At 65.0% G+C, this 18,769-nt stretch carries 18 protein-coding genes; 8 read left to right on the forward strand and 10 right to left on the reverse strand.

The features are described 5' to 3' along the window. The coding region (locus tag RMO18_RS14015) for an SDR family NAD(P)-dependent oxidoreductase (RefSeq protein ID WP_309666705.1) at positions 1 to 709 on the forward strand (709 nt) is incomplete at its 5' end. A gap of 83 nt (positions 710 to 792) precedes the next feature. On the opposite strand, the gene RMO18_RS14020 is transcribed toward RMO18_RS14015, so the two are convergent. The 3 genes from RMO18_RS14020 to RMO18_RS14030 are packed head-to-tail and all read right to left on the reverse strand — an operon-like array spanning position 793 to position 3,870. After that, positions 793 to 1,254 carry a tryptophan-rich sensory protein TspO gene (locus tag RMO18_RS14020; RefSeq protein WP_309666706.1) on the reverse strand — a complete coding sequence of 154 codons (462 nt, stop codon included), beginning with the start codon at positions 1,252 to 1,254 and terminating at the stop codon, positions 793 to 795. Between the two features lie 40 nt (positions 1,255 to 1,294). Continuing rightward, positions 1,295 to 2,302 (reverse strand): 15-cis-phytoene synthase, encoded by a 1,008-nt coding sequence (gene crtB, locus RMO18_RS14025; RefSeq protein ID WP_309666708.1) that lies wholly within the window; start codon positions 2,300 to 2,302, stop codon positions 1,295 to 1,297. Beyond that, a complete protein-coding gene (locus RMO18_RS14030) occupies positions 2,299 to 3,870 on the reverse strand; it encodes a phytoene desaturase (RefSeq protein WP_309666710.1) in 1,572 nt (523 codons plus the stop codon). Before RMO18_RS14030 ends, crtB begins: the two co-directional genes overlap by 4 nt. A 126-nt stretch (positions 3,871 to 3,996) precedes the next feature. On the opposite strand from RMO18_RS14030, the gene crtA reads away from it, so the two are divergent. The 4 genes from crtA to bchO are packed head-to-tail and all read left to right on the forward strand — an operon-like array spanning position 3,997 to position 8,292. Then, a complete protein-coding gene (gene crtA, locus RMO18_RS14035) occupies positions 3,997 to 4,710 on the forward strand; it encodes a spheroidene monooxygenase (protein ID WP_309666711.1) in 714 nt (237 codons plus the stop codon). 20 nt (positions 4,711 to 4,730) lie between these two features. Beyond that, positions 4,731 to 5,747, forward strand: coding sequence for a magnesium chelatase ATPase subunit I (gene bchI / locus RMO18_RS14040; RefSeq protein ID WP_309666712.1), 1,017 nt, complete (start codon positions 4,731 to 4,733; stop codon positions 5,745 to 5,747). Then, positions 5,744 to 7,432, forward strand: a complete 1,689-nt coding sequence (locus RMO18_RS14045) for a magnesium chelatase subunit D (RefSeq protein WP_309666726.1) — start codon at positions 5,744 to 5,746, stop codon at positions 7,430 to 7,432. Before bchI ends, RMO18_RS14045 begins: the two co-directional genes overlap by 4 nt. A gap of 17 nt (positions 7,433 to 7,449) precedes the next feature. Beyond that, positions 7,450 to 8,292: an alpha/beta fold hydrolase BchO gene (bchO, locus tag RMO18_RS14050; protein WP_309666727.1), complete on the forward strand. Its 843-nt coding sequence runs from the start codon at positions 7,450 to 7,452 to the stop codon at positions 8,290 to 8,292. Here bchO and idi read toward each other — a convergent pair. The 7 genes from idi to RMO18_RS14085 form a co-directional block, all read right to left on the reverse strand. Next, on the reverse strand, positions 8,289 to 8,816 hold the full coding sequence (gene idi / locus RMO18_RS14055; RefSeq protein ID WP_309666713.1) for an isopentenyl-diphosphate Delta-isomerase: 528 nt from the start codon (positions 8,814 to 8,816) through the stop codon (positions 8,289 to 8,291). The genes bchO and idi overlap by 4 nt on opposite strands. A 26-nt stretch (positions 8,817 to 8,842) precedes the next feature. Then, on the reverse strand, positions 8,843 to 10,024 hold the full coding sequence (locus RMO18_RS14060) for a geranylgeranyl diphosphate reductase (protein WP_309666729.1): 1,182 nt from the start codon (positions 10,022 to 10,024) through the stop codon (positions 8,843 to 8,845). Between the two features lie 2 nt (positions 10,025 to 10,026). Beyond that, entirely contained in the window at positions 10,027 to 11,313 is a 1,287-nt protein-coding gene (locus tag RMO18_RS14065) for a BCD family MFS transporter (RefSeq protein ID WP_309666714.1), read from the reverse strand. Next, positions 11,310 to 12,209, reverse strand: coding sequence for a chlorophyll synthase ChlG (chlG, locus tag RMO18_RS14070; protein WP_309666715.1), 900 nt, complete (start codon positions 12,207 to 12,209; stop codon positions 11,310 to 11,312). Before chlG ends, RMO18_RS14065 begins: the two co-directional genes overlap by 4 nt. 116 nt (positions 12,210 to 12,325) lie before the next feature. Further along, positions 12,326 to 13,318, reverse strand: coding sequence for a hypothetical protein (locus RMO18_RS14075; RefSeq protein ID WP_309666716.1), 993 nt, complete (start codon positions 13,316 to 13,318; stop codon positions 12,326 to 12,328). Positions 13,319 to 13,367: 49 nt separating this feature from the next. Then, on the reverse strand, positions 13,368 to 14,762 hold the full coding sequence (ppsR, locus tag RMO18_RS14080) for a transcriptional regulator PpsR (protein WP_405054080.1): 1,395 nt from the start codon (positions 14,760 to 14,762) through the stop codon (positions 13,368 to 13,370). Positions 14,763 to 14,894: 132 nt separating this feature from the next. Next, a complete protein-coding gene (locus RMO18_RS14085) occupies positions 14,895 to 15,680 on the reverse strand; it encodes a hypothetical protein (RefSeq protein WP_309666719.1) in 786 nt (261 codons plus the stop codon). A 338-nt stretch (positions 15,681 to 16,018) separates the two neighbouring features. Here RMO18_RS14085 and bchF point away from each other — a divergent pair, with 338 nt between their 5' ends. The 3 genes from bchF to RMO18_RS14100 all read left to right on the forward strand — a co-directional run. Next, positions 16,019 to 16,504: a 2-vinyl bacteriochlorophyllide hydratase gene (gene bchF / locus RMO18_RS14090; protein ID WP_309666721.1), complete on the forward strand. Its 486-nt coding sequence runs from the start codon at positions 16,019 to 16,021 to the stop codon at positions 16,502 to 16,504. Beyond that, positions 16,501 to 17,778, forward strand: coding sequence for a ferredoxin:protochlorophyllide reductase (ATP-dependent) subunit N (locus RMO18_RS14095; protein ID WP_309666723.1), 1,278 nt, complete (start codon positions 16,501 to 16,503; stop codon positions 17,776 to 17,778). The genes bchF and RMO18_RS14095 overlap by 4 nt, the downstream gene beginning before the upstream one ends. Before the next feature lie 61 nt (positions 17,779 to 17,839). Beyond that, positions 17,840 to 18,769, forward strand: a 930-nt coding sequence (locus RMO18_RS14100) for a nitrogenase component 1 (RefSeq protein ID WP_309666725.1), incomplete at its 3' end; no start/stop codon positions are given.

Below are 18,769 nucleotides of genomic sequence, written 5' to 3' on the forward strand. Positions count from 1 at the left end.
GCCGCTGACGGTTCTGCAACTGGATGTGCAAGACGATGCCAGCATCAGCGCTGCCGTGGCTGACGTGATCGCCCGCGAAGGCCGGATCGACGTTCTGGTCAACAACGCCGGGGCCGGTTTCGTGCGCAGCCTCGAACAGGCAACGATGGACGAAATCGCCTGGGTCACCGATCTCAACTACATGGGCGTGGTGCGCTGCACCAAGGCGGTGCTGCCCCACATGCGCCAGGCGCGCAGCGGTCATGTGGTGACCATATCCTCGGTCGGCGGCCTTGTCGGCCAGCCGTTCAACGAGCTGTACTGCGGCGCCAAATTCGCCGTCGAAGGCTTCATCGAGGCGATGGCGACTTACGTCACCCAAGCCTTCGGGATCAATTTCACCATCGTCGAACCGGGCGGCATCTCATCCGAGTTTGCGGCCAGCGCGCTAAAGCAGATCCAGTCCACCGGCGGCATCCTCGACGACGAGTACCGCCCGATCCTTCAGGCCTACATCCGCATTGCCCAAGCTCGCCAAGGCACCGGCAGCACCTTCCAGACCCCGGACGAGGTGGCCGAGGTGGTGATGGCCACGATCGCGACGGAAAAGCCACCGATCCGCACCCGCACCTCGCAATGGGGCGAGACGTTCACCCGGCTGAAAACCGGCCTCGATCCGGATGGCGGCAAGCTTGCCGACCAGGTGCATCAGCGCATGCTGGTGGGCTGACAAAGGTTAAGGTTTGGTAAAACGGAGATAGCCAACCCACTGATTTCATTGGGTTGGCTCAGCTGTCCACGCGTGGACAAGCCTCAGGCAGGCACTTCCGGATTGTTGCGCATCACCCAGAAATTCAATGCCCCAGCGACGCTGACCCAGACCAGATAAGGCACGAACATCAGACCCGCCCACAGGTCCAACCCGAAAAACGCCACCGTCGTCGCCGCCACCGACAGCCACAGCCCGACCATCACCCCCATCGCCGCGCGCAGCCGCCTCAGCCCGAAAAAGATCGGCGTCCACAAGGTATTGAACGCGATCTGCACCGACCATAACGCCAGCCCAAACCCCGCCCCCTCCACCGCCGAAGCCCGCGCCGCCGCCGCCGCCATCAACAGATACAGCGTGGTCCAGGCCACCGGGAACAGCCAGTTCGGCGGGGTCCATGTGGGTTTCTTCAGCGCCTCATACCACGTGCCGGGCGAAAACATCGCGCCTGTCGTGGCCGCAGCCCCGCAGGCCAGAAGGTAAGTGCCAAACAGATAGATATCCATAGCCCGGACCCTAACCGATCCCAAAGTCCGCGCCAACCACTTAGGCTGAGACCCCCCGGTCGCGCGCCTCCAGCTGCGCCAGCACCCCCAAAAGCGCGTCGCTGCGCCCGCGGTTCGGGGCCGCCCGCGCTGCGGCCTGCACAAGGAACGCCGCTTCGGGCACCGGTGGGGCATGCAGCACGGCGTCGCGTGGCATGACCGTGACCACGGCCGACCGCGCCATTGCCAACCCGAGCCAGCCAATCTTCTGTACCTTGGTCGTGCGCGCCCGTGCGCCCACCGAATCCCACCCCGTCCGGCGCACCGCACCGCCGATGCCGTCATAGATCAGCCGCGCTGCAAAGATCCCCGGCCGGCACCCCACGGGCAGCGCCGCCACCCCCGCCTCCGACCGTTGGTACAGCCGCGCTGCCTGCGCCAGAAGCCGCTTGACCACGCGGCGCACGCCTGGGTCGGCCACCGGATCGGCCAGCCAAGGCGCCAACGCGACACCCTCTTCCTCAAGCCAGGACAGCGGCAAGTACACCCGCCCGGCCCGCGCGTCTTCGCCCACATCGCGGGCGATATTCGTCAGCTGCATCGCAAGGCCCAGATCACAGGCCCGCGCCAGCGCATCTGCCTCGCGCACGCGCATCAGGACGCACATCATTGCCCCCACCGCCGCCGCCACCCGCGCCGAATAGGCCAGCACGCCCGAAAGGTCATCATAGCGCCGCCCGACCGCATCCCAGGCCATGCCCTCCAACAGCGCATCCGGCAGGGCGCGCGGCATCTCGAAACCCTCGACCACTGCCGCAAAGGCCCTGTCGGCTGCCGCGTTTACCGGGCGGCCTGCGTAGACCCGGTCCAACCGGTCGCGCAGCCGCAAGACTGCACCGGTCTTGTCATCGCCTTCGTCCACCGCGTCATCCGCCAGACGGCAGAACGCATAGAGCGCCAACGCCGGGTCGCGCACCGCCACGGGCAACAGGCGCGAGGCCGCATGAAACGACAAACTGCCGGTGCGGATCGCCGCGCGGCAGGCCTCCATATCGGCGGCGGCGATCATTCGGCGGCCAACCGCAGGTCTGCGGCCCTCCAACGCACCGGCGCGTCCGGCACCAGTTTGCCCAGCACCTCTGCCGTGCCGATCACCCCCGGCACGCCCGCTCCGGGATGCGTGCCTGCACCCGTCAGATACAACCCCGGCAACTCCTCGCTGACGTTATGCGGCCGGAACCACGCCGATTGCAGGATGCGCGGCTCGATCGAAAAGCCTGACCCATTGGGCGAAAGATATCGGTCGCGAAACGTGTCGGGCGTGAAGACCAGACTTTCGGTCAGGTGCTTCTGGAACCCCGGGATCAGCCGCTCTTCCAGCATCGCGGCCATCTTGGCGCGGTACTTCGGCTCCTCCTCGGCCCAGTCCACGCCGCCGTGCCCCAGATGCGGCACCGGGCTGAGGACATAAAAGGTGTCCGCGCCTTCGGGCGCCACCGACGGATCGGTCACTGAGGGGCGGTGCACATACAGGCTCATGTCATCCGCCAGCTTGCCGCGAATGAAGATATCCTTGATATGCTCGCGGTAGCGGGGGCCGACGACGATGGAATGGTGCCCCACGTCTTTCCACATCTCTCGGGTGCCACTGGTGCCGAAATACCAGACATAGAGCCCCATCGACCAACGCTGCCGGCGCAGCTTGGCCGGTGTCCAGCGCCGTTTCGGGGCGTTGCGCAACAGCCGATCATAGGTATGCCCGGCATCGGCGTTGGAGACCACCACATCGGCAGGAAGTGTTTCGCCCGAAACCAGCCGCACCCCAGCCGCGTGGCCACCGGCGATGACAACCTCGTCGACCTCGGTGTTGTAGACCACCTCACCGCCCTGCGCGGTGATCACATCGGCCATCGCATCGGCAATCGCCTGCACTCCGCCCATCGCGTAATGCACGCCAAAGGCCGCTTCCAGATGGCTGACCAGCGCATACATCGACGTCACCCGGAACGGATCGCCACCAATGAACAAAGGGTGGAACGACAGCGCAAAGCGCAGATGTTCATCCTTTACCCGCGCCGCCGCATGCGCGTAGACCGACTTGTCGGCGCGGTACCAGGCGAACTTTGGCAAGACCTTGATCAGGTCCCACAGCTTGTTCATCGGCCGCCGACCAAGGTCTTCAAAGCCGAACTGATAGCGCGCCGTCGCGTCCTTCAGAAACTTCGCATAGCCGCCCACATCCGAAGGCGAGATCCGCGCCACCTCGGCCCGCATCGCCGCCGCATCGCCGCGCATGGTAAAGCTTTCGCCATCCTGAAACCGGATCTCGTAGAACGGGTCCATCGGCTTCAGCGTCACATCGGCGTCAAAGTCGCGCCCGCAGACGGCCCACAATTCCCGCAAGATCTGCGGCACAGTCACAATCGTCGGCCCAAGGTCGAACCGATGCCCACCTTGGGTGATCGACGACCCACGCCCACCGGCCCGGTCCAACCGGTCGATCACCGTCACCCGATACCCCTTGGCCCCCAGCCGCATTGCCGAAGCAAGTCCCCCCAGACCCGCGCCAACAACGATGGCGCGATTGCCGTCAGAGGGAGAACCGATGGGTGGGGGAATCTGGGAACTTTGTGTCATATGAGCGATAATAGAGTGTCCAGTTTAATTTACAATATCGCTCATGCTGCGGCAAAATAGGCCATTTCCACTTTCCCTCTCGGGCGTAAGGTGTAAGAGTCCGTTTACACTTCGGGAAGGAGAGCCATGCCGACCGCCAGCCTTAGCCTGTTTCGGTTCGATGGCCTTGGCCCCCGTCTTTGGGTCATCGGCCAGATGGGGGCTGCCCGGTTTGCACTGCGCCACGAATCCAAGGCCCTGTTCTGGAAACTGTGCGGATCGGGCACCGGCGAAGGTTTCACCCCACGCCCGAACCGGGGCGTCTGGGCAATCCTTGCGGTCTGGCCGGACGAAGCGACCGCCCGCGCCCGCACCGTCACCAGCCCGGTCTGGCAACGCTGGGCGGGACGCGCGACTGAATCCTGTTCCATCTTTCTGACACCGCTGTCGGCGCGCGGGTCATGGTCCGGCGTCAATCCTTTCGTGCCCGAAACCGACCCGCAAGCCCCCGCAGGCCCACTTGCTGTCCTGACCCGCGCGACGGTGAAGCCGAACCGCGCGCTGCGGTTCTGGAACCGCGTGCCCGACATCTCCGCCGTGATCGGCCAAGATCCCAACGTGATGTTCAAGATCGGCATCGGCGAAGTTCCGCTGTTGCACCAGATCACCTTTTCTGTCTGGCCCGATACCGAAACCATGGCCCATTTCGCCCGCGGTGACGGCCCGCATGGCCGCGCCATCAAGGCCGTGCGTGACGAAGGCTGGTTTACCGACGAGCTCTACGCCCGGTTTCGCGTTCTGGGTGCCGTCGGGCAATGGAACGGCCAATCGCCCCTTCCCCTTACCGTCAAAGCCTCATGACCGACCGAAAGCCCGCTCCCATGACATCGACCCCACGGCAGCCCTTCCCCTTTTCCGCCATCGTCGGGCAAGAGGCGATGAAACTTGCCATGGTCCTCACCGCCATCGACCCGGGCATCGGCGGCGTGCTGGTGTTCGGTGATCGGGGCACCGGCAAATCCACCGCCGTGCGCGCGCTGGCAGCCTTGCTGCCCGAGATCGAGGCGGTTGAGGGCTGCCCGGTAAACTCGCCCCACCCTGAGCTTTGCCCGGACTGGGCGCATGTCACCTCCACCCGGCTGATCCGCAAACCCACCCCCGTCGTCGACCTGCCGCTTGGCGTTACCGAAGACCGCGTCGTCGGCGCGCTGGATATCGAGCGTGCGCTTACACGCGGCGAAAAGGCGTTCGAACCCGGCCTGCTTGCCCGCGCCAACCGCGGCTATCTCTACATCGACGAAGTCAACCTGCTGGAGGATCATATCGTCGACCTCCTCCTCGACGTCGCCCAATCCGGCGAGAACGTGGTAGAGCGCGAGGGCCTGTCGATCCGCCACGCCGCCCGCTTTGTGCTGGTCGGCTCCGGCAACCCCGAGGAGGGCGAGTTGCGCCCGCAACTGCTTGACCGGTTCGGGCTTTCGGTTGAAGTCACCAGCCCGCGCGACATTGCCACACGGGTCGAGGTGATCCGCCGCCGCGATGATTATGAGAACCACTACACCAAGTTCATGAAGGTCTGGCGGCCGCAGGACGCAGCACTGCGCACCCGGATTCTCACCGCCCGCGACGCCCTTCCCAAACTGAAAACCCCCAACACCGTGCTGCACGACTGCGCCGCACTTTGCATAGCACTCGGCTCTGACGGGTTGCGCGGCGAACTCACCCTGCTGCGCGCCGCCCGTGCCCTTGCAGCCCACGAAGGTGCGGATGCCGTCAAGCGCCCGCACCTGCGCGCGGTGGCGGCCATGGCCCTGTCGCACCGCCTCCGTCGCGATCCGCTGGATGAGGCCGGGTCCGGCGCCCGGGTCGCCCGCTGCCTGACGGAGGTTCTGCCATAGCCGAACCTGACACGCCCTGGGCCCGTGCCCAAACCGCGCTGACCCTGCTGGCTGTCGATCCGGCTGGCCTCAAGGGGTTGTGGCTGCGCGCCCGCGCTGGCCCGGTGCGCGACCATATCACCGCCGCCATTGCCGCAATCCCGTTGCCTGCGAAACGCCTGCACCCAACCATCGGCGATGACGCGCTGTTTGGCGGACTTGACCTCTCGGCGACCCTCGCCATCGGCCGCCCGGTTCTGACACAAGGCCTTTTCGCCACGCCAGCCCTGCTCATTCTTGCCATGGCCGAACGCTGCCCGCCCGGTCTTGCTGCGCGTCTGGCGGCAGCGCTGGACACGCCTGGGCACAGCCTGATTGCGCTGGACGAAACCGCCGACCCGGATGAAACCCTCGCCCCGGCGCTGGCGGATCGCATCGGGCTGTTCCTCGACCTTGGCGATCAGCCGTGGTCCGACACCGCCCCCATCGTGCTTGACGCAGACGCCATCGCCGCCGCCCGCACGATGCTGCCCTGCGTCAAGATCACGCCAGACAGCGCCGCCCGCCTGACGCGTGCCGCTGCCGAACTTGGCATCACCTCGCTGCGCGCGCCGCAACTGGCGCTGGCCGCCGCCCGTGCAGCCGCTGCCCTTGCCGCCCGCCACAAGGTGACCGAGGCCGACCTTCTGATCGCTGCCGACCTGATCTATGGCCACCGCGCCCTGCCCGTTTCCGACCTCCCCGACCAGCCACAGCCCGACCAGCCACAGCCCGAACCGCCACCAGACCAACCCGACCAACCGACCGAAGGCCAGAGCGAAACCCAGTCCCTGCCCGAGGAATTGCTGGTCGAGGCCGCCCGCGCCGCCCTGCCCGCAGACCTGCTGGCCCGCCTTGCCGCAGGCCGTGCCGCGCGCGCGGTGAAAGGTGCCACCGGCACCGGTGCGGCCAAGTCCGGCAACCGGCGCGGCCGCCCGCTGCCCTCGCGCCCCGGGCGGCTTGGCACCGGCGCGCGGCTCGATCTTGTCGCCACCCTGCGCGCCGCAGCGCCCTGGCAACCGCTGCGCCGCAAACAGGCTGACAGGCCCGACGCCGTCCTTCTGGTGCGCCCCGCGGACATCAGGCTGAAGCGGTTCATCGAAACCTCCGACCGCGTCTTGATCTTTGCGGTCGATGCCTCCGGTTCTGCCGCTTTCGCCCGTCTGGCCGAGGCGAAGGGAGCTATTGAACTGCTGCTCGCCGCCGCCTATTCCCGCCGCGATCATGTGGCGTTGTTGGCGTTTCGCGGTGCGCAAGCCGAACTGATCCTGCCCCCGACCCGCAGCCTGGTGCAAACCAAACGCCGCCTTGCAGGCCTGCCCGGCGGTGGCGGCACACCGCTTGCCTCGGGACTGAAGCTTGCGATGGCCACCGCGCAACAGGCCCGCGCCCGCGGCCTTACCCCGACCATCGCCATCCTGACCGACGGGCGCGGCAACATCGCCCTCGATGGCAGCGCCAACCGCGAACAGGCCGAGGCGGACGCCCTGCAATTCGCCCGCCTGATCCGCGCCACCATGACACCGGCCTTGGTGATCGATACCGCAAACCGCCCGCAGCCTGGCCTGAAAGCGCTGGCAAAACAGATGGATGCGCCGTACCTCGCACTGCCCCGCGCCGATGCGCACCGCCTGTCCTCGGTGCTCGAAGCGGCGCTGGGGGGCTGATCGTGGATTACGCGCGGATGCCCGCCAACTGGCCAAACCGCGCGCAGTCCCGCATGGCGCGCGTGCGTCCGCATGACTGGTGCGTGTTCGAGGTTGGCGATGGCCCCGATATCCTGCTGCTGCACGGCGCGGGCGGGTCGGCGCACAGTTTCCGCAACCTGATCCCGGAGTTTACCGATCATCGCTGCCTTGTTCCCGACCTTCCCGGTCAGGGCTTTACCCGGGCTGGCAACAAGGGCCGGCTTGGCATCGATGAGATGGCCGAAGACATCGCCCGCCTGATCGACCACGAGGGCTGGGCGCCAAAATTCGTCATTGGCCATTCCGCCGGCGCCGCCCTGGCCCTGCGGCTGTCCACGCTGATGCCGCTGCAGGGCATCATCGGCATCAACGCCGCCTTGGGCAGTTTCGAGGGGGCAGCCGGGGTGTTGTTCCCGCTGCTGGCGCGGGTACTGTCGGTGACCCCCTTTGTGCCGCGCTTTGTCAGCCGGCTGTGGGGCAACGCACCGACGGTGCGCCGCCTGCTCACCTCGACCGGATCACCGCCGGATGAGGCTGGCCTCGCGCAATACATCACGCTGGTTCAGGACGCGGCCCATGTCGACGGCACCCTTGGCATGATGGCGCAATGGAAGCTGGATACGCTGACGGCGCAAGCCCCCAGCCTGACCACGCCAACCCTGCTGATCGCCAGCACAGGTGACAAGGTGGTGCCCCCCCGCGTATCGCGCGATGCAGCGGCGCTGCTGGGGAACGCAAGTTATCTGGAACTGCCAAAGCTCGGCCATCTGTCGCATGAAGAGGCAGGCCCCAGACTTGCGGCCCTGATCAAAGACTGGATTGCCACGCGCGCCGCTTAACGCAGCGCCAGCATCCTGGTCCCGAAAATCCGGTCCATATGTTCGGTCATGTAGATCCGCACCCATGGTGTGAACCTGTCGGGGTTGCGCAGCACCTCGGCGGAAAGATCGTAAAGATCGACCCAGCGCACATCGGCCACCTCGTCGGGGTTCGGCTCCAGCTTCAGGCCCGGTTGCGCCTCGGCCACGAAGATATCGACCAACTCATGCTCAATCAGCCCTGAGCCCACATCGGCGCGGTATTCCACCCGGTCGGCAAAGGCGGGGAACAAGCCAGTGATCCCCAACTCTTCGCGCATCCGGCGCACGGCGCAGGCGGCGGGGTCTTCGTCCCAACGCGGATGCGTGCAGCAGGTGTTCGCCCACAGCCCCGGGGTGTGATATTTGCCCAAGGCGCGCTGCTGGATCAGCACGCGCGAGCCTTCGGTCACGAACACCGACACTGCCTTGTGACGCAGGCCGCGCTGATGCACCGCCAGCTTGCCCACTGGCGTCAAGCGCCCGTCGACCCAAGCCGGGATCATTTCCTCACTTCCCGTTGCAACCATTTTCATGTCCAATTCGGTGCCACCAGCCGCGTGAGATGCGCCAGATTCTTCAGACCGATCTTGATATGGGCCAGAGGCCGCGCCGCCACCAGCTTCTTGTTCATGTAAGCTTCGAATGTCAGCGTCTGCACATCCTTGTCGTGGCACAGGCTGACAAACCGCTCCCGCCGCTCATCGCTTTTGTAATAGGCGTCCTGCATCGACCGCAAAACCTTGAACACGGTCTTGTGCTCTTTCATGAACAGCTTTCGCGCCAGCCGCAAATCGCGCACCTTCCCGGATTGCAGAAACGCGTGCGCCGCAGCACCCGCAACCCTGCCCCCGACCATCGCGTAATAGATGCCTTCGCCCGATGACGGTGCCACCACCCCTGCGGCATCGCCGGCCAGAACCACATCGCGGGCATTGTCCCAACAGTCGAGCGGGTGCAGCGGGATCGGCGCGCCTTCCCGGCGGATGGTTTCGCAATCGGTCAACCCGCTTGAGGCGCGCAGATCGGCGGTCGCTTGCTTCAGGTCCACCCCGTCAATACCGCTTCCCATCCCGATTGATGCAGTGTCGCCATGCGGAAACACCCAGCCATAGAAATCAGGCGAGATACGCCCGTCATAGACCACATCGCAACGCTTTGGATCGTAGGATTTGTTGGCAGCCGGGGCGCGGACAATCTCGTGGTAGGCGATCACGTAGGGGATCTTGTCGCCCCCCGGCACGTTGTCACGCGCCACCAGTGACCGCGCGCCATCCGCCCCGATGATCAGCCGCGTTTTGGTGCGCCGCTCCTCGCCGGTCGCCTTGTCGCGCCAGATGACATGGCTGCCATCGGCGTCGCGCTCGATCCGCAGGTAGGTGCCGGTCAGCCGCACCGCCCCTTCCTTCACCGCCCGCAAGCGCAGGAATTCGTCGAAATCCTCGCGGTCAACCATGCCGACAAAGCCGTTCTCGATGTGGATGTCGACCGACCGGCCGGTGGGCGAAATCATCCGCGCGGTTTCCACCTTGGCCACCAACAGATGATCGGGAATGTCGAAATCCTTGATCGCGCGCGGCGGGATCGCCCCGCCGCAGGGCTTGATCCGTCCGGCCCGGTCCAGCATCGCGACCGAACGCCCCTCGCGGGCAAGGTCCCATGCAGCCGTAGCGCCCGATGGTCCGCCCCCCACCACAAACACGTCAAAATCCATTGTCATTCCCCCGGAACCATGTGTGTGGCGACGCGGCGCAAGGTGCCCCCGTCGATGATCCGCCAAGCCATCACGGCCGCTGCCAGAAACAGCGCCGCCTCAAACACAAACACTGCCCCGAACGCCATCGGCGCATCAGCGCGCATCCGCAGCACATCAACAAAAGCGGCCCCCGCAAACCCGCCCAACCCCTGTGCGATGGCCTGGCTCGCCCCCCAGACGCCCATCCGCGTGCCTTCCCGCCCGGCGCGTCCTTCGCCTGCCAGCTGCATCATCGCGCCGATCGAGGCGATGGCAAACATGCCGTTGAACAGGCCCAGCACCGCAACTGCCGGTACCAAAAGCCCGATCCCCATCTGGCCCAGCGCCGCGATCCCCGCCAGACAGACCGCCGAACCCACGCATCCCGCCGTGACCCACAGCTTCAATGTGCCCAAACGGAACCCCGAAACCGCAATGCCCACCGCCAGCATGCCCACGAACATCCCGCCATGCTGCGCGCCCGACAACCCGGTCGACTGGCCGGGGGAAAAGCCGAACACCAGCCCGGCATAGGGTTCCAGGATCAGCTCCTGCAGGAAAAACGCCGACATCGACAGAAAGATGAAGATGGTGAACACCCGCGACTTGCGCTCGGCCCACACCTCGCCCAAGCCCTGCCACAGGGGCGTTGCATCGGGTTCCCGTTCGGCCATCACGCGCGCCTCGATCCCCCAGATCGCCAGCGTGGTCAGCAGCACGGCCCCCAGCGTCACCACCGCAACGATCACCAGCAACCGCGCCGGGCTATAGGGATCAAGCAGCGCGCCAATCACCCCTGAGGTGACCGCAATCCCGAAGATCATCATCAGCCAGGTGATCGTCGCCGCCGCTGCCCGCCGCCTCGGATGCGTGGCCGTGGCCAGCAATGCCAGCAGTGCAGTGCCACAGGCCCCCGCGCCAATCCCGATCAGCACATAGGCCAGAAGCGACAGCACCAGCCCGGCACCCTGCCCCGCAATCCCCAACGCCACCGCAACAGACGCCAGAAACGCCCCCAGCGACAGGATCGCCATGCCCCCGATGATAAAGCGCGTCCGGTTGCCCCTTGCATCAGACCAGAACCCCCAGCTTGGTCTGGTGATCTGCACAAACGAATGCAGCGCCACCAGTGCGCCGGACAGCATCGCCGGCAATGCCAGTTCCACCACCATCAGCCGGTTCAGTGTCGATGTGGTCAACACCACCACCGCCCCGATGCACAGCTGCACCAGCCCAAGCCGCGCGATCTGCAGCCAGTTCAAGGTCATACCAACCCCCTGAGCGCAAAGGCGGAAATCATCATGCCAGTCACATAGAGCACGACCCCCGTGCCGTTGTACCAAGGCGCCTTGCCCTTCGGGTCGCGGAACAGAACCCGCATCGCGGCAACCTGCACCAGCAGCAGCGCTAACACCGCCAGCCCGTGCCAGGGCTTGCCAAAGATCACCAGCAGAACCACGACCAGCGCCTGCGCCATTCCCATCACCGTGCAGGCAATCTTGGCGGCAACCTCGGGCCCCAGCACCACTGGCAAGGACCGCACACCATGCTGGCGATCACCCTCCAACGCCTTGAAATCATTCAGCGTCATGATGCCGTGCGCACCAAACGCGTACAGAAGTGCGATCACCACGATCTCAAACCTCGGCGGCCCGGCCAACAGCACAGCCGCCCCGGTGAACCACGGCAACCCCTCATAGGACAGGCCCACCAACCCCGGCCCCCACCAGCCCGACCGTTTCAGCCGGACCGGTTCGGCCGAATAGGCCCAGGCGGCGATCACGCCGACCACAGTCGCACCAAACCCCCACGGCCCCAGCAGCCAACCCACCGCCAGCGACAACACCGTCATCACCAGCGCGATCCACAAGCCCCAGCGCCCCGGTATCCGCCCGGACGGGATTGGCCTGTCGGGTTCATTCACCGCATCGACATGCCGGTCGCACCAATCATTCGCGGCCTGGGACATGCCGCAGACAATCGGTCCGGCCAGCACCATCCCCAGAATGACCAGCGGCCACTGCCCGGAAAGTGGCACCCCGGCCGATACCGACCCGCAGAGATAGGCCCAGATTGGTGGGAACCAGGTGATCGGCTTTATCAGCCGCAGCATGGCGCGCGGCTGGGGATATTGGCGGGGCTGTATGCTTTCACTGACGCTCATGTGTCAAGTAAACATGACAACTCAGAGTCGGGCAAGGGGCGGAACGTCGCGGTGGATGTTTTCGCGGAACCGAAAGCTATTCAGCGCCTGCCCCTTCAATAGCCAGTTGCCACGCTCTATCGCTTGATCATCCAGACCATCGCCGTCTCATACCCCATATCCCGCAGCACAGCGATTTTTGACGGCCATTTCGCCGGACAGACAACCAGCGCTGCCCGGATGCCCCGCCGCGCGAATGCGCCCTCAGCCCAACGTAACAGCCGCTGTGCACGCTGCGCTTTGCTCACGGCCGACACGTTGGCAAACTGCTGGTGATAGCAGTCGTCAACCACCACGGTTTTGGTGATGTCATGCGCGGTCGGGAAATGCAGCTGCGCTGCGGGTTGCGCGATGACATATCCGCCAAGGCCGTTTGCATCGGCATCAACCAGCATGTCCCTGTCCGCCAGCCCAAGACTTCGCTTCATCCAGGTCCCAAACCTCGCGTCTGCATCAGGATGCGCGGTCCAGAATTCGTCGATCTCTGCAAGAGTGTGCCGGTTCTCGCTACTCAGGCGCACGATGGCGGCAAGGTCGCTCGCTTCAGCGGGCCTTACCCCGTTGTGATTGGGTGCGCTCGTGAACCCCGACTTTCCAAGATACAGCGTCAGCGCCGCGTATCGATGGCCCGCAAATCCCGACAGCCAGTCGTGGCCCGCGACCGCCGCCGCAAGCAGCAGTCTCGCCCCCGCGTCCCGCAGATCGGCCTCCGCAGCAGTGATCAGCGCTTCGGCAGTGCCAGCCGGCGCATCTGGGACGATAAGCGAATCCCCAAGCAGCAGCCCCGGATCGCCCCACCTGCCCGCATAGATCGGCGGGACCGGCAGCCGCATCGAATGGACAAGCCCCACAATCGCGCCGCCCGCTTTGGCAACAATCCATCGTTGGCGGACGGGCTGCGTCTGCGCATCCAGCGTAAAGGTCAGCGCGGCCTCGACTTGCGCGGCAGCGTCCTTCCTAACCACCCACAGCGCCGGATTCAGCGTCGACTTTTGGTCGGCATCCCTTAGCAGGGCCTCAACCATGCCCGGCACGTCCGACATCAACGCATGGCGTACCATAACGCCCATCTCGTACCCCTTAAGGGACGTCACCCGCGACAGGCGTCTGGAACCGAGGCTACTCGCTGTCTTTGTTGATCAGCCCGTATTTGCGCAGCTTCACATACAGCGATTGCCGCGACAGGCTCAGCATATCCGCCGCCGCAACCCGATTGTTGCGCGTCAGCTCCAACGCCGTCTCGATGCACATCTTCTCGATCACATCGGTGGTTTCGGCCACAATGTCCTTCAGGGTCGATGACCCCACCAGCTCCATCACCGACCGCGAACTATCATCCTGCGCGCCCGGGCCCGACCGGCGCAGCGAATCTGCGCGGCTTGCATCGCGCACCACCAGCACCAGCACCGGATTGGGCCGGTCATTCAGCCAGCTGGCCGAAATTTCCACTGCAATCTGGCCAGAATAATCCGTCGTCAGGCGCGTTGCGTACAGCCGCAACTGCCCGGTACGCTTCACATTGTCCAAAAGCAGGCGCAGATCCACCGCCCCACGTGCCAGATAATCCGCAATGGATTTCCCGCGCACCGCCGAAATGCTGGCAGCGTCGGTCAGGTTCAGGAACGCCTCGTTCGCCGCCCGGATCACCCCCTCGGCATCGGCAAACACGATGCCATCGACGCCTTCATGATACAGCCGCGACAGCTGTTCCGCCAAATCGTCCATCGGCGGCGCCGCGGTTTCGGGCACGTCGATCTGGCACAGCAGGAACCGTTCCCCCGCCGCCCGGAACAGCGTCGGCGTCAGCATCACCCGGCGCTGCGATCGCCGCGCCGTCAGTTCCACCGGCGCTGCCGTTTCCATGCCGGCCATGTTGGCCATGCTTTCCAGAAACTCTCCGCGCCTGCGGCCGTCAAATTCCTGCGCGACGGCGGCCCCGATCAGGTCGACCCGCGACCCGCCCAGTATCAGCGCCGCAGCCGGGTTCACATCAGTAATCCGGCCCGTCGACATCGACACCAGGAAGACCGGGTCGCGCGTCATCTCCAGCAGCACGCGGTAACGCGTGTCGATGTCGCGCTGCGCCTCATAATCGCGTTCCAGCGCCAGTTGTGCGGCAACCAACTGCTGCTGCACTTCGGCAATCGGGCGCAAATCGCGCCCCAGCATCAGGATCGAACCTTCGGCGTTGATCTGATGCAGCGAATACCGCACCGGGAAATCCCAGGTCTGCGCGCTGACATGGTTCAGTTCCACCGACAGCGGCCCGCGCGACTTGTTGCCGATATCGGCCACCCGCAGGTCGAACTTGCGCTGGCTTTCCTCGGTCAGGATGTCGAACAGTTTGGCGCCTTCCCAATCAGTCAGCTGCCCGAAAGACCGGTGCTGCGGGTTGACCAACACCGAGACGATCCGCCGCGACGGTGCCACCAGCAACACGATATCAGAGGCAGAGGCCACGATTTCTGTCATGAGATCGCGGTCGATCATGGGCAATCTGCCCGCGCTCAACAAATGGCGGCCATCGGTTGTCACTTGCGTGCCTGCCGATCCGGCGCAAATCCGCGCCCTGTGTTTCGGGTCATCGCAGTCAGGATGAACCTCCCTGGATCTACGGTGCTCCGTCCGGCAAAGCACCCGCCACAGTCAGCCATTCCGCAACTCCAGCCCAACCTGCGCCGAGCCAAGGCCGAGAGCAGTCAAAGCGACCGTCAAATCATTTGTCACGCAATCCGCGCCCGTCGCCGCCAGCACGTCCACATCGTGGAACAACACTGCGCCACCAACCACAACGCGCAAAGCCCGGCGCGGTTCCCGCCTCAGGATGCGCACCAGATCACACCCCGCCGCAAGCCGATCCAGCGAGCCGATGGACACCATCGCGCCATTGAACAACCGCTGGCTCAGCAGCAAGCGCAGTTCCGCATGGTCAGGTGCAATCCGCAGGCACACAGAAACGCCGTGACGCCGCAACTGGCCCAGCAGCGTGATCGCACCCAAGGTATGCTGCTCGCCCTCGGGTATGATCAGCAGCAGCGTGCCGACCCGCGTTTCCTTACCGGCGTCACTGGCCCACTCGCTACCTGAAACCCGCAGAAACGCCTGCATCCGCGCCACAGCAATGCTCAGCGAAGCAAAGGAAATCTGGTCCATTTCCCAAGCAACGCCAAGGTCTCTCGCGATCTGTGGGAAATAGATATCGCAAAGATCGGCCCCCGACACCCGGCTGCGCCGCAACTCGGGCAGCAGCGCCTGCAGCGCGCCATCCACCGGGCCTTGCACGGCCACGTTCAATTTCTCCAGTACCGCCCGGTTGATAACCCGCTTCGCCCGGCCATCCCGATCCGCAAGGCGCACCAGCACATTGCTGGCCACGCGCGACACGTCTTTGCCGCCCGCTCGCACCCCAGGATCATGCTGGCCGTCGCGCATTCCGCCTCCTCGACAAAATCAACTGCGGCGCAAACAATTTCGCGTCTCGCCCGCTGTATAGACTCGCGCGAAGACCCGCACGGCTATGCTGCGCAATTTCTGCGATGGCGAAAGCATTGTCAAAGCAAATTGACAGTTTTGGGTCGCCATGGTGCGACGATCCGCCAATTCAGGCCGATTCCCCCTTTAAAATAGGCAGATACGCCCACCAAGCAGGCAGCATCGGCATGTCTGCCCGCAAAATAGCTCGATGAAATGTTGTAAGTTTTAGTTGACACTTGCTGTCGTCTGGCTAGGCTTGATCAGGCAAATGGAACCGATGAAAGGGCCGCCAACGCATGACAGCCCCCCGCAACACCACACCACGCAAGCGGCTCTACACCGCGGAACAGCGTGCCCGCCGCGACGCGACACGCTGGACGTTGGTGCAGGGGTTGCTTGCCCCGGCGCAGTTTGTGGCTTTTGCGGTGTCGCTGGTTCTGGTGTTGCATTTCCTTCTCATCGGAAATGGCTACGAGGCCGCTACCATCTCCATCCTGGTCAAGACCGGCTTTCTCTACGTGATCATGGTCACTGGGGCGATCTGGGAAAAAGTGGTGTTTGGCCAGTATCTGTTCGCCCCCGCCTTCTTTTGGGAAGACGTCTTCAGTTTCGCCGTCATCGCCTTGCATACGCTGTATCTTTGGGCGCTGTGGACCGGCTTTCTCACGCCGCATCAGCTGATGTTCGTGGCGCTGGCTGCCTACGCAACCTATGTCGTCAACGCCGGTCAGTTCATCTGGAAACTGCGCCTTGCGCGGCTTGATACGCAGGTGGCAGCATGAGCCTCGATCTGCCCGCAACCGGTTGCCGCGACACCCCTGTGCTCAAACAGCGCGGCCAACGCGAGGTGTTCTGCGGCCTGACCGGCATCATCTGGCTCCACCGCAAGATGCAGGACGCCTTCTTCCTTGTGGTGGGCAGCCGCACCTGCGCGCATCTGCTGCAATCGGCCGCTGGCGTGATGATCTTTGCCGAACCGCGCTTTGGCACGGCGATTCTCGAAGAGAAGGATCTGGCGGGTCTGGCCGATGCCAATGTCGAACTTGACCGTGAAGTGGCCCGCCTTCTGGCCCGCCGCCCCGACATCCGCCAACTTTTTCTCGTCGGCTCCTGCCCCTCCGAGGTGATCAAGCTTGACCTCGCCCGCGCCGCCGAACGGCTGAACGGCCAGCACGCACCTCATGTCCGCGTCTACAACTATTCCGGGTCCGGCATCGAGACAACTTTCACCCAAGGCGAGGATGCCTGCCTCGCCGCAATGGTCCCCTCCCTCCCTGACACAGACAAGCGCGAACTGCTGATCGTCGGTGCGCTGCCCGATGTGGTCGAGGATCAAGCCCTCAGCCTCCTGAAATCCCTCGGCATCCCGGTCACCCGCACCCTGCCAGCGCACCGTTCCGTCGATCTGCCGTCGGTGGGCGCGAACACTGTTTTCGCCCTCGTGCAACCCTTCCTCGGCGATACTCATGCCGCCCTGACCCGGCGCGGCGCGCGGCACATCCCCGCCCCCTTCCCCTTCGGCGAGGAAGGCACCACTGCCTGGCTCCGCGCGATAGCCGACGAATTCGGCGTCGACCGCACGCTTTTTGAGGCGGTCACCGCCGCCCCGCGCGCCCGTGCGCAGAAGGCCATCGCCGCCGCCGCGACAACCCTGTCCGGCAAGTCGGTGTTCTTCTTCCCCGACAGCCAGCTGGAAATCCCCCTCGCCCGCTTCCTGACCCGCGAATGCGGCATGACGGCCATCGAGGTCGGCACCCCTTATCTGCAAACCGGCATCGTCGGCCCGGACCTCGACCTTCTTGCCGAGGGCCCGACCATTTCCGAAGGCCAGGACGTCGACCTGCAGCTTGACCGCGTCCGCGCCGCGCGTCCCGACCTCACCGTCTGCGGCCTCGGCCTCGCCAACCCGCTGGAAGCCGAAGGGCCGTCCACCCACTGGGCCATTGAGCTCGTCTTCACCCCGGTGCATTTCTACGAACAGGCCGGCGACCTTGCCGCCCTGTTCGCCCGCCCCTTGCGCCGCAAAGCCCTCCTGTCGCCGGAGGCTGCCGAATGATCCGTGATTTCATCTGTCCACAAATATCCCGGGGTCCGGGGCAGCGCCCCGGAGGCCAGCCATGAAGCTGACCCTCTGGACATACGAAGGCCCGACCCACGTGGGCGCGATGCGCGTCGCCACCGGGATGAAGGGCCTGCATTACGTGCTGCACGCGCCGCAGGGCGACACCTATGCCGATCTTCTGTTCACGATGATCGAACGGCGCAATCACCGCCCGCCGGTCACCTACACCACGTTTCAGGCCCGCGATCTGGGTGGTGACACGGCAAACCTCTTCAAGGATGCGGCCCGCGAGGCTTACGCGCGGTTCAAGCCGCAGGCGATGATCGTCGGCGCCTCCTGCACGGCTGAACTCATCCAGGACGATCCAGGCGGGCTGGCCCAGGCCCTTGGCCTGCCGATCCCGGTGATCCCGCTGGATCTGCCAAGCTATCAGCGCAAGGAAAACTTTGGCGCGGATGAGACGTTCCTGCAGATCGTGCGCGCGCTGGCCAAGCCGATGTCCCGCACCGATGCCATCACCTGCAACCTCCTGGGCGCGACCGGCCTTGGGTTCCGGCACCGCGACGACGTGGCCGAAGTCACAAAACTGCTGGGCCTGATGGGCATCGCCGTCAACGTCTGCGCGCCGCTGGGGGCGACCCCGAACGACATCACCCGTATGGGGGCCGCACATTTCAACGTCCTTCTCTACCCCGAAACCGGCGAAGCTGCCGCCCGCTATCTGGAAAAGACCTGCGGCCAACCGTGGACCAAAGTGGTGCCGATCGGTGTTGGCGCCACGCGCGATTTCCTGCATGAAGTCAGCGCGATAACGGGCCTCTCTGCGAAAGTGGATGAATCCGGCCTGCGCCTGCCCTGGTGGTCGGCGAGCGTCGACTCAACCTACCTCACCGGCAAGCGCGTCTACATCTTCGGCGATGCAAGCCACGTCATGGCAGCCGCCCGCATCGCCGCCACCGAGATCGGCTTCGAGGTCGTCGGGATG

This window comes from Tabrizicola sp. (genome assembly GCF_031377265.1).
Classification (GTDB): domain Bacteria; phylum Pseudomonadota; class Alphaproteobacteria; order Rhodobacterales; family Rhodobacteraceae; genus JAUYQR01.

Bases quoted from the DNA above. Each gene is read 5' to 3' on its own strand.
- RMO18_RS14020 (WP_309666706.1), bottom strand. From the start codon at position 1,254: ATGGATATCTATCTGTTTGGCACTTACCTTCTGGCCTGCGGGGCTGCG.
- RMO18_RS14095 (WP_309666723.1), top strand. From the start codon at position 16,501: ATGAGCCTCGATCTGCCCGCAACCGGTTGCCGCGACACCCCTGTGCTC.
- bchO (WP_309666727.1), top strand. From the start codon at position 7,450: ATGCCCGCCAACTGGCCAAACCGCGCGCAGTCCCGCATGGCGCGCGTG.
- RMO18_RS14065 (WP_309666714.1), bottom strand. From the start codon at position 11,313: ATGACCTTGAACTGGCTGCAGATCGCGCGGCTTGGGCTGGTGCAGCTG.
- RMO18_RS14085 (WP_309666719.1), bottom strand. From the start codon at position 15,680: ATGCGCGACGGCCAGCATGATCCTGGGGTGCGAGCGGGCGGCAAAGAC.
- bchF (WP_309666721.1), top strand. From the start codon at position 16,019: ATGACAGCCCCCCGCAACACCACACCACGCAAGCGGCTCTACACCGCG.
- bchI (WP_309666712.1), top strand. From the start codon at position 4,731: ATGACATCGACCCCACGGCAGCCCTTCCCCTTTTCCGCCATCGTCGGG.
- RMO18_RS14030 (WP_309666710.1), bottom strand. From the start codon at position 3,870: ATGACACAAAGTTCCCAGATTCCCCCACCCATCGGTTCTCCCTCTGAC.
- chlG (WP_309666715.1), bottom strand. From the start codon at position 12,209: ATGAGCGTCAGTGAAAGCATACAGCCCCGCCAATATCCCCAGCCGCGC.
- crtA (WP_309666711.1), top strand. From the start codon at position 3,997: ATGCCGACCGCCAGCCTTAGCCTGTTTCGGTTCGATGGCCTTGGCCCC.
- RMO18_RS14060 (WP_309666729.1), bottom strand. From the start codon at position 10,024: ATGGATTTTGACGTGTTTGTGGTGGGGGGCGGACCATCGGGCGCTACG.
- RMO18_RS14075 (WP_309666716.1), bottom strand. From the start codon at position 13,318: ATGGGCGTTATGGTACGCCATGCGTTGATGTCGGACGTGCCGGGCATG.
- idi (WP_309666713.1), bottom strand. From the start codon at position 8,816: ATGATCCCGGCTTGGGTCGACGGGCGCTTGACGCCAGTGGGCAAGCTG.
- crtB (WP_309666708.1), bottom strand. From the start codon at position 2,302: ATGATCGCCGCCGCCGATATGGAGGCCTGCCGCGCGGCGATCCGCACC.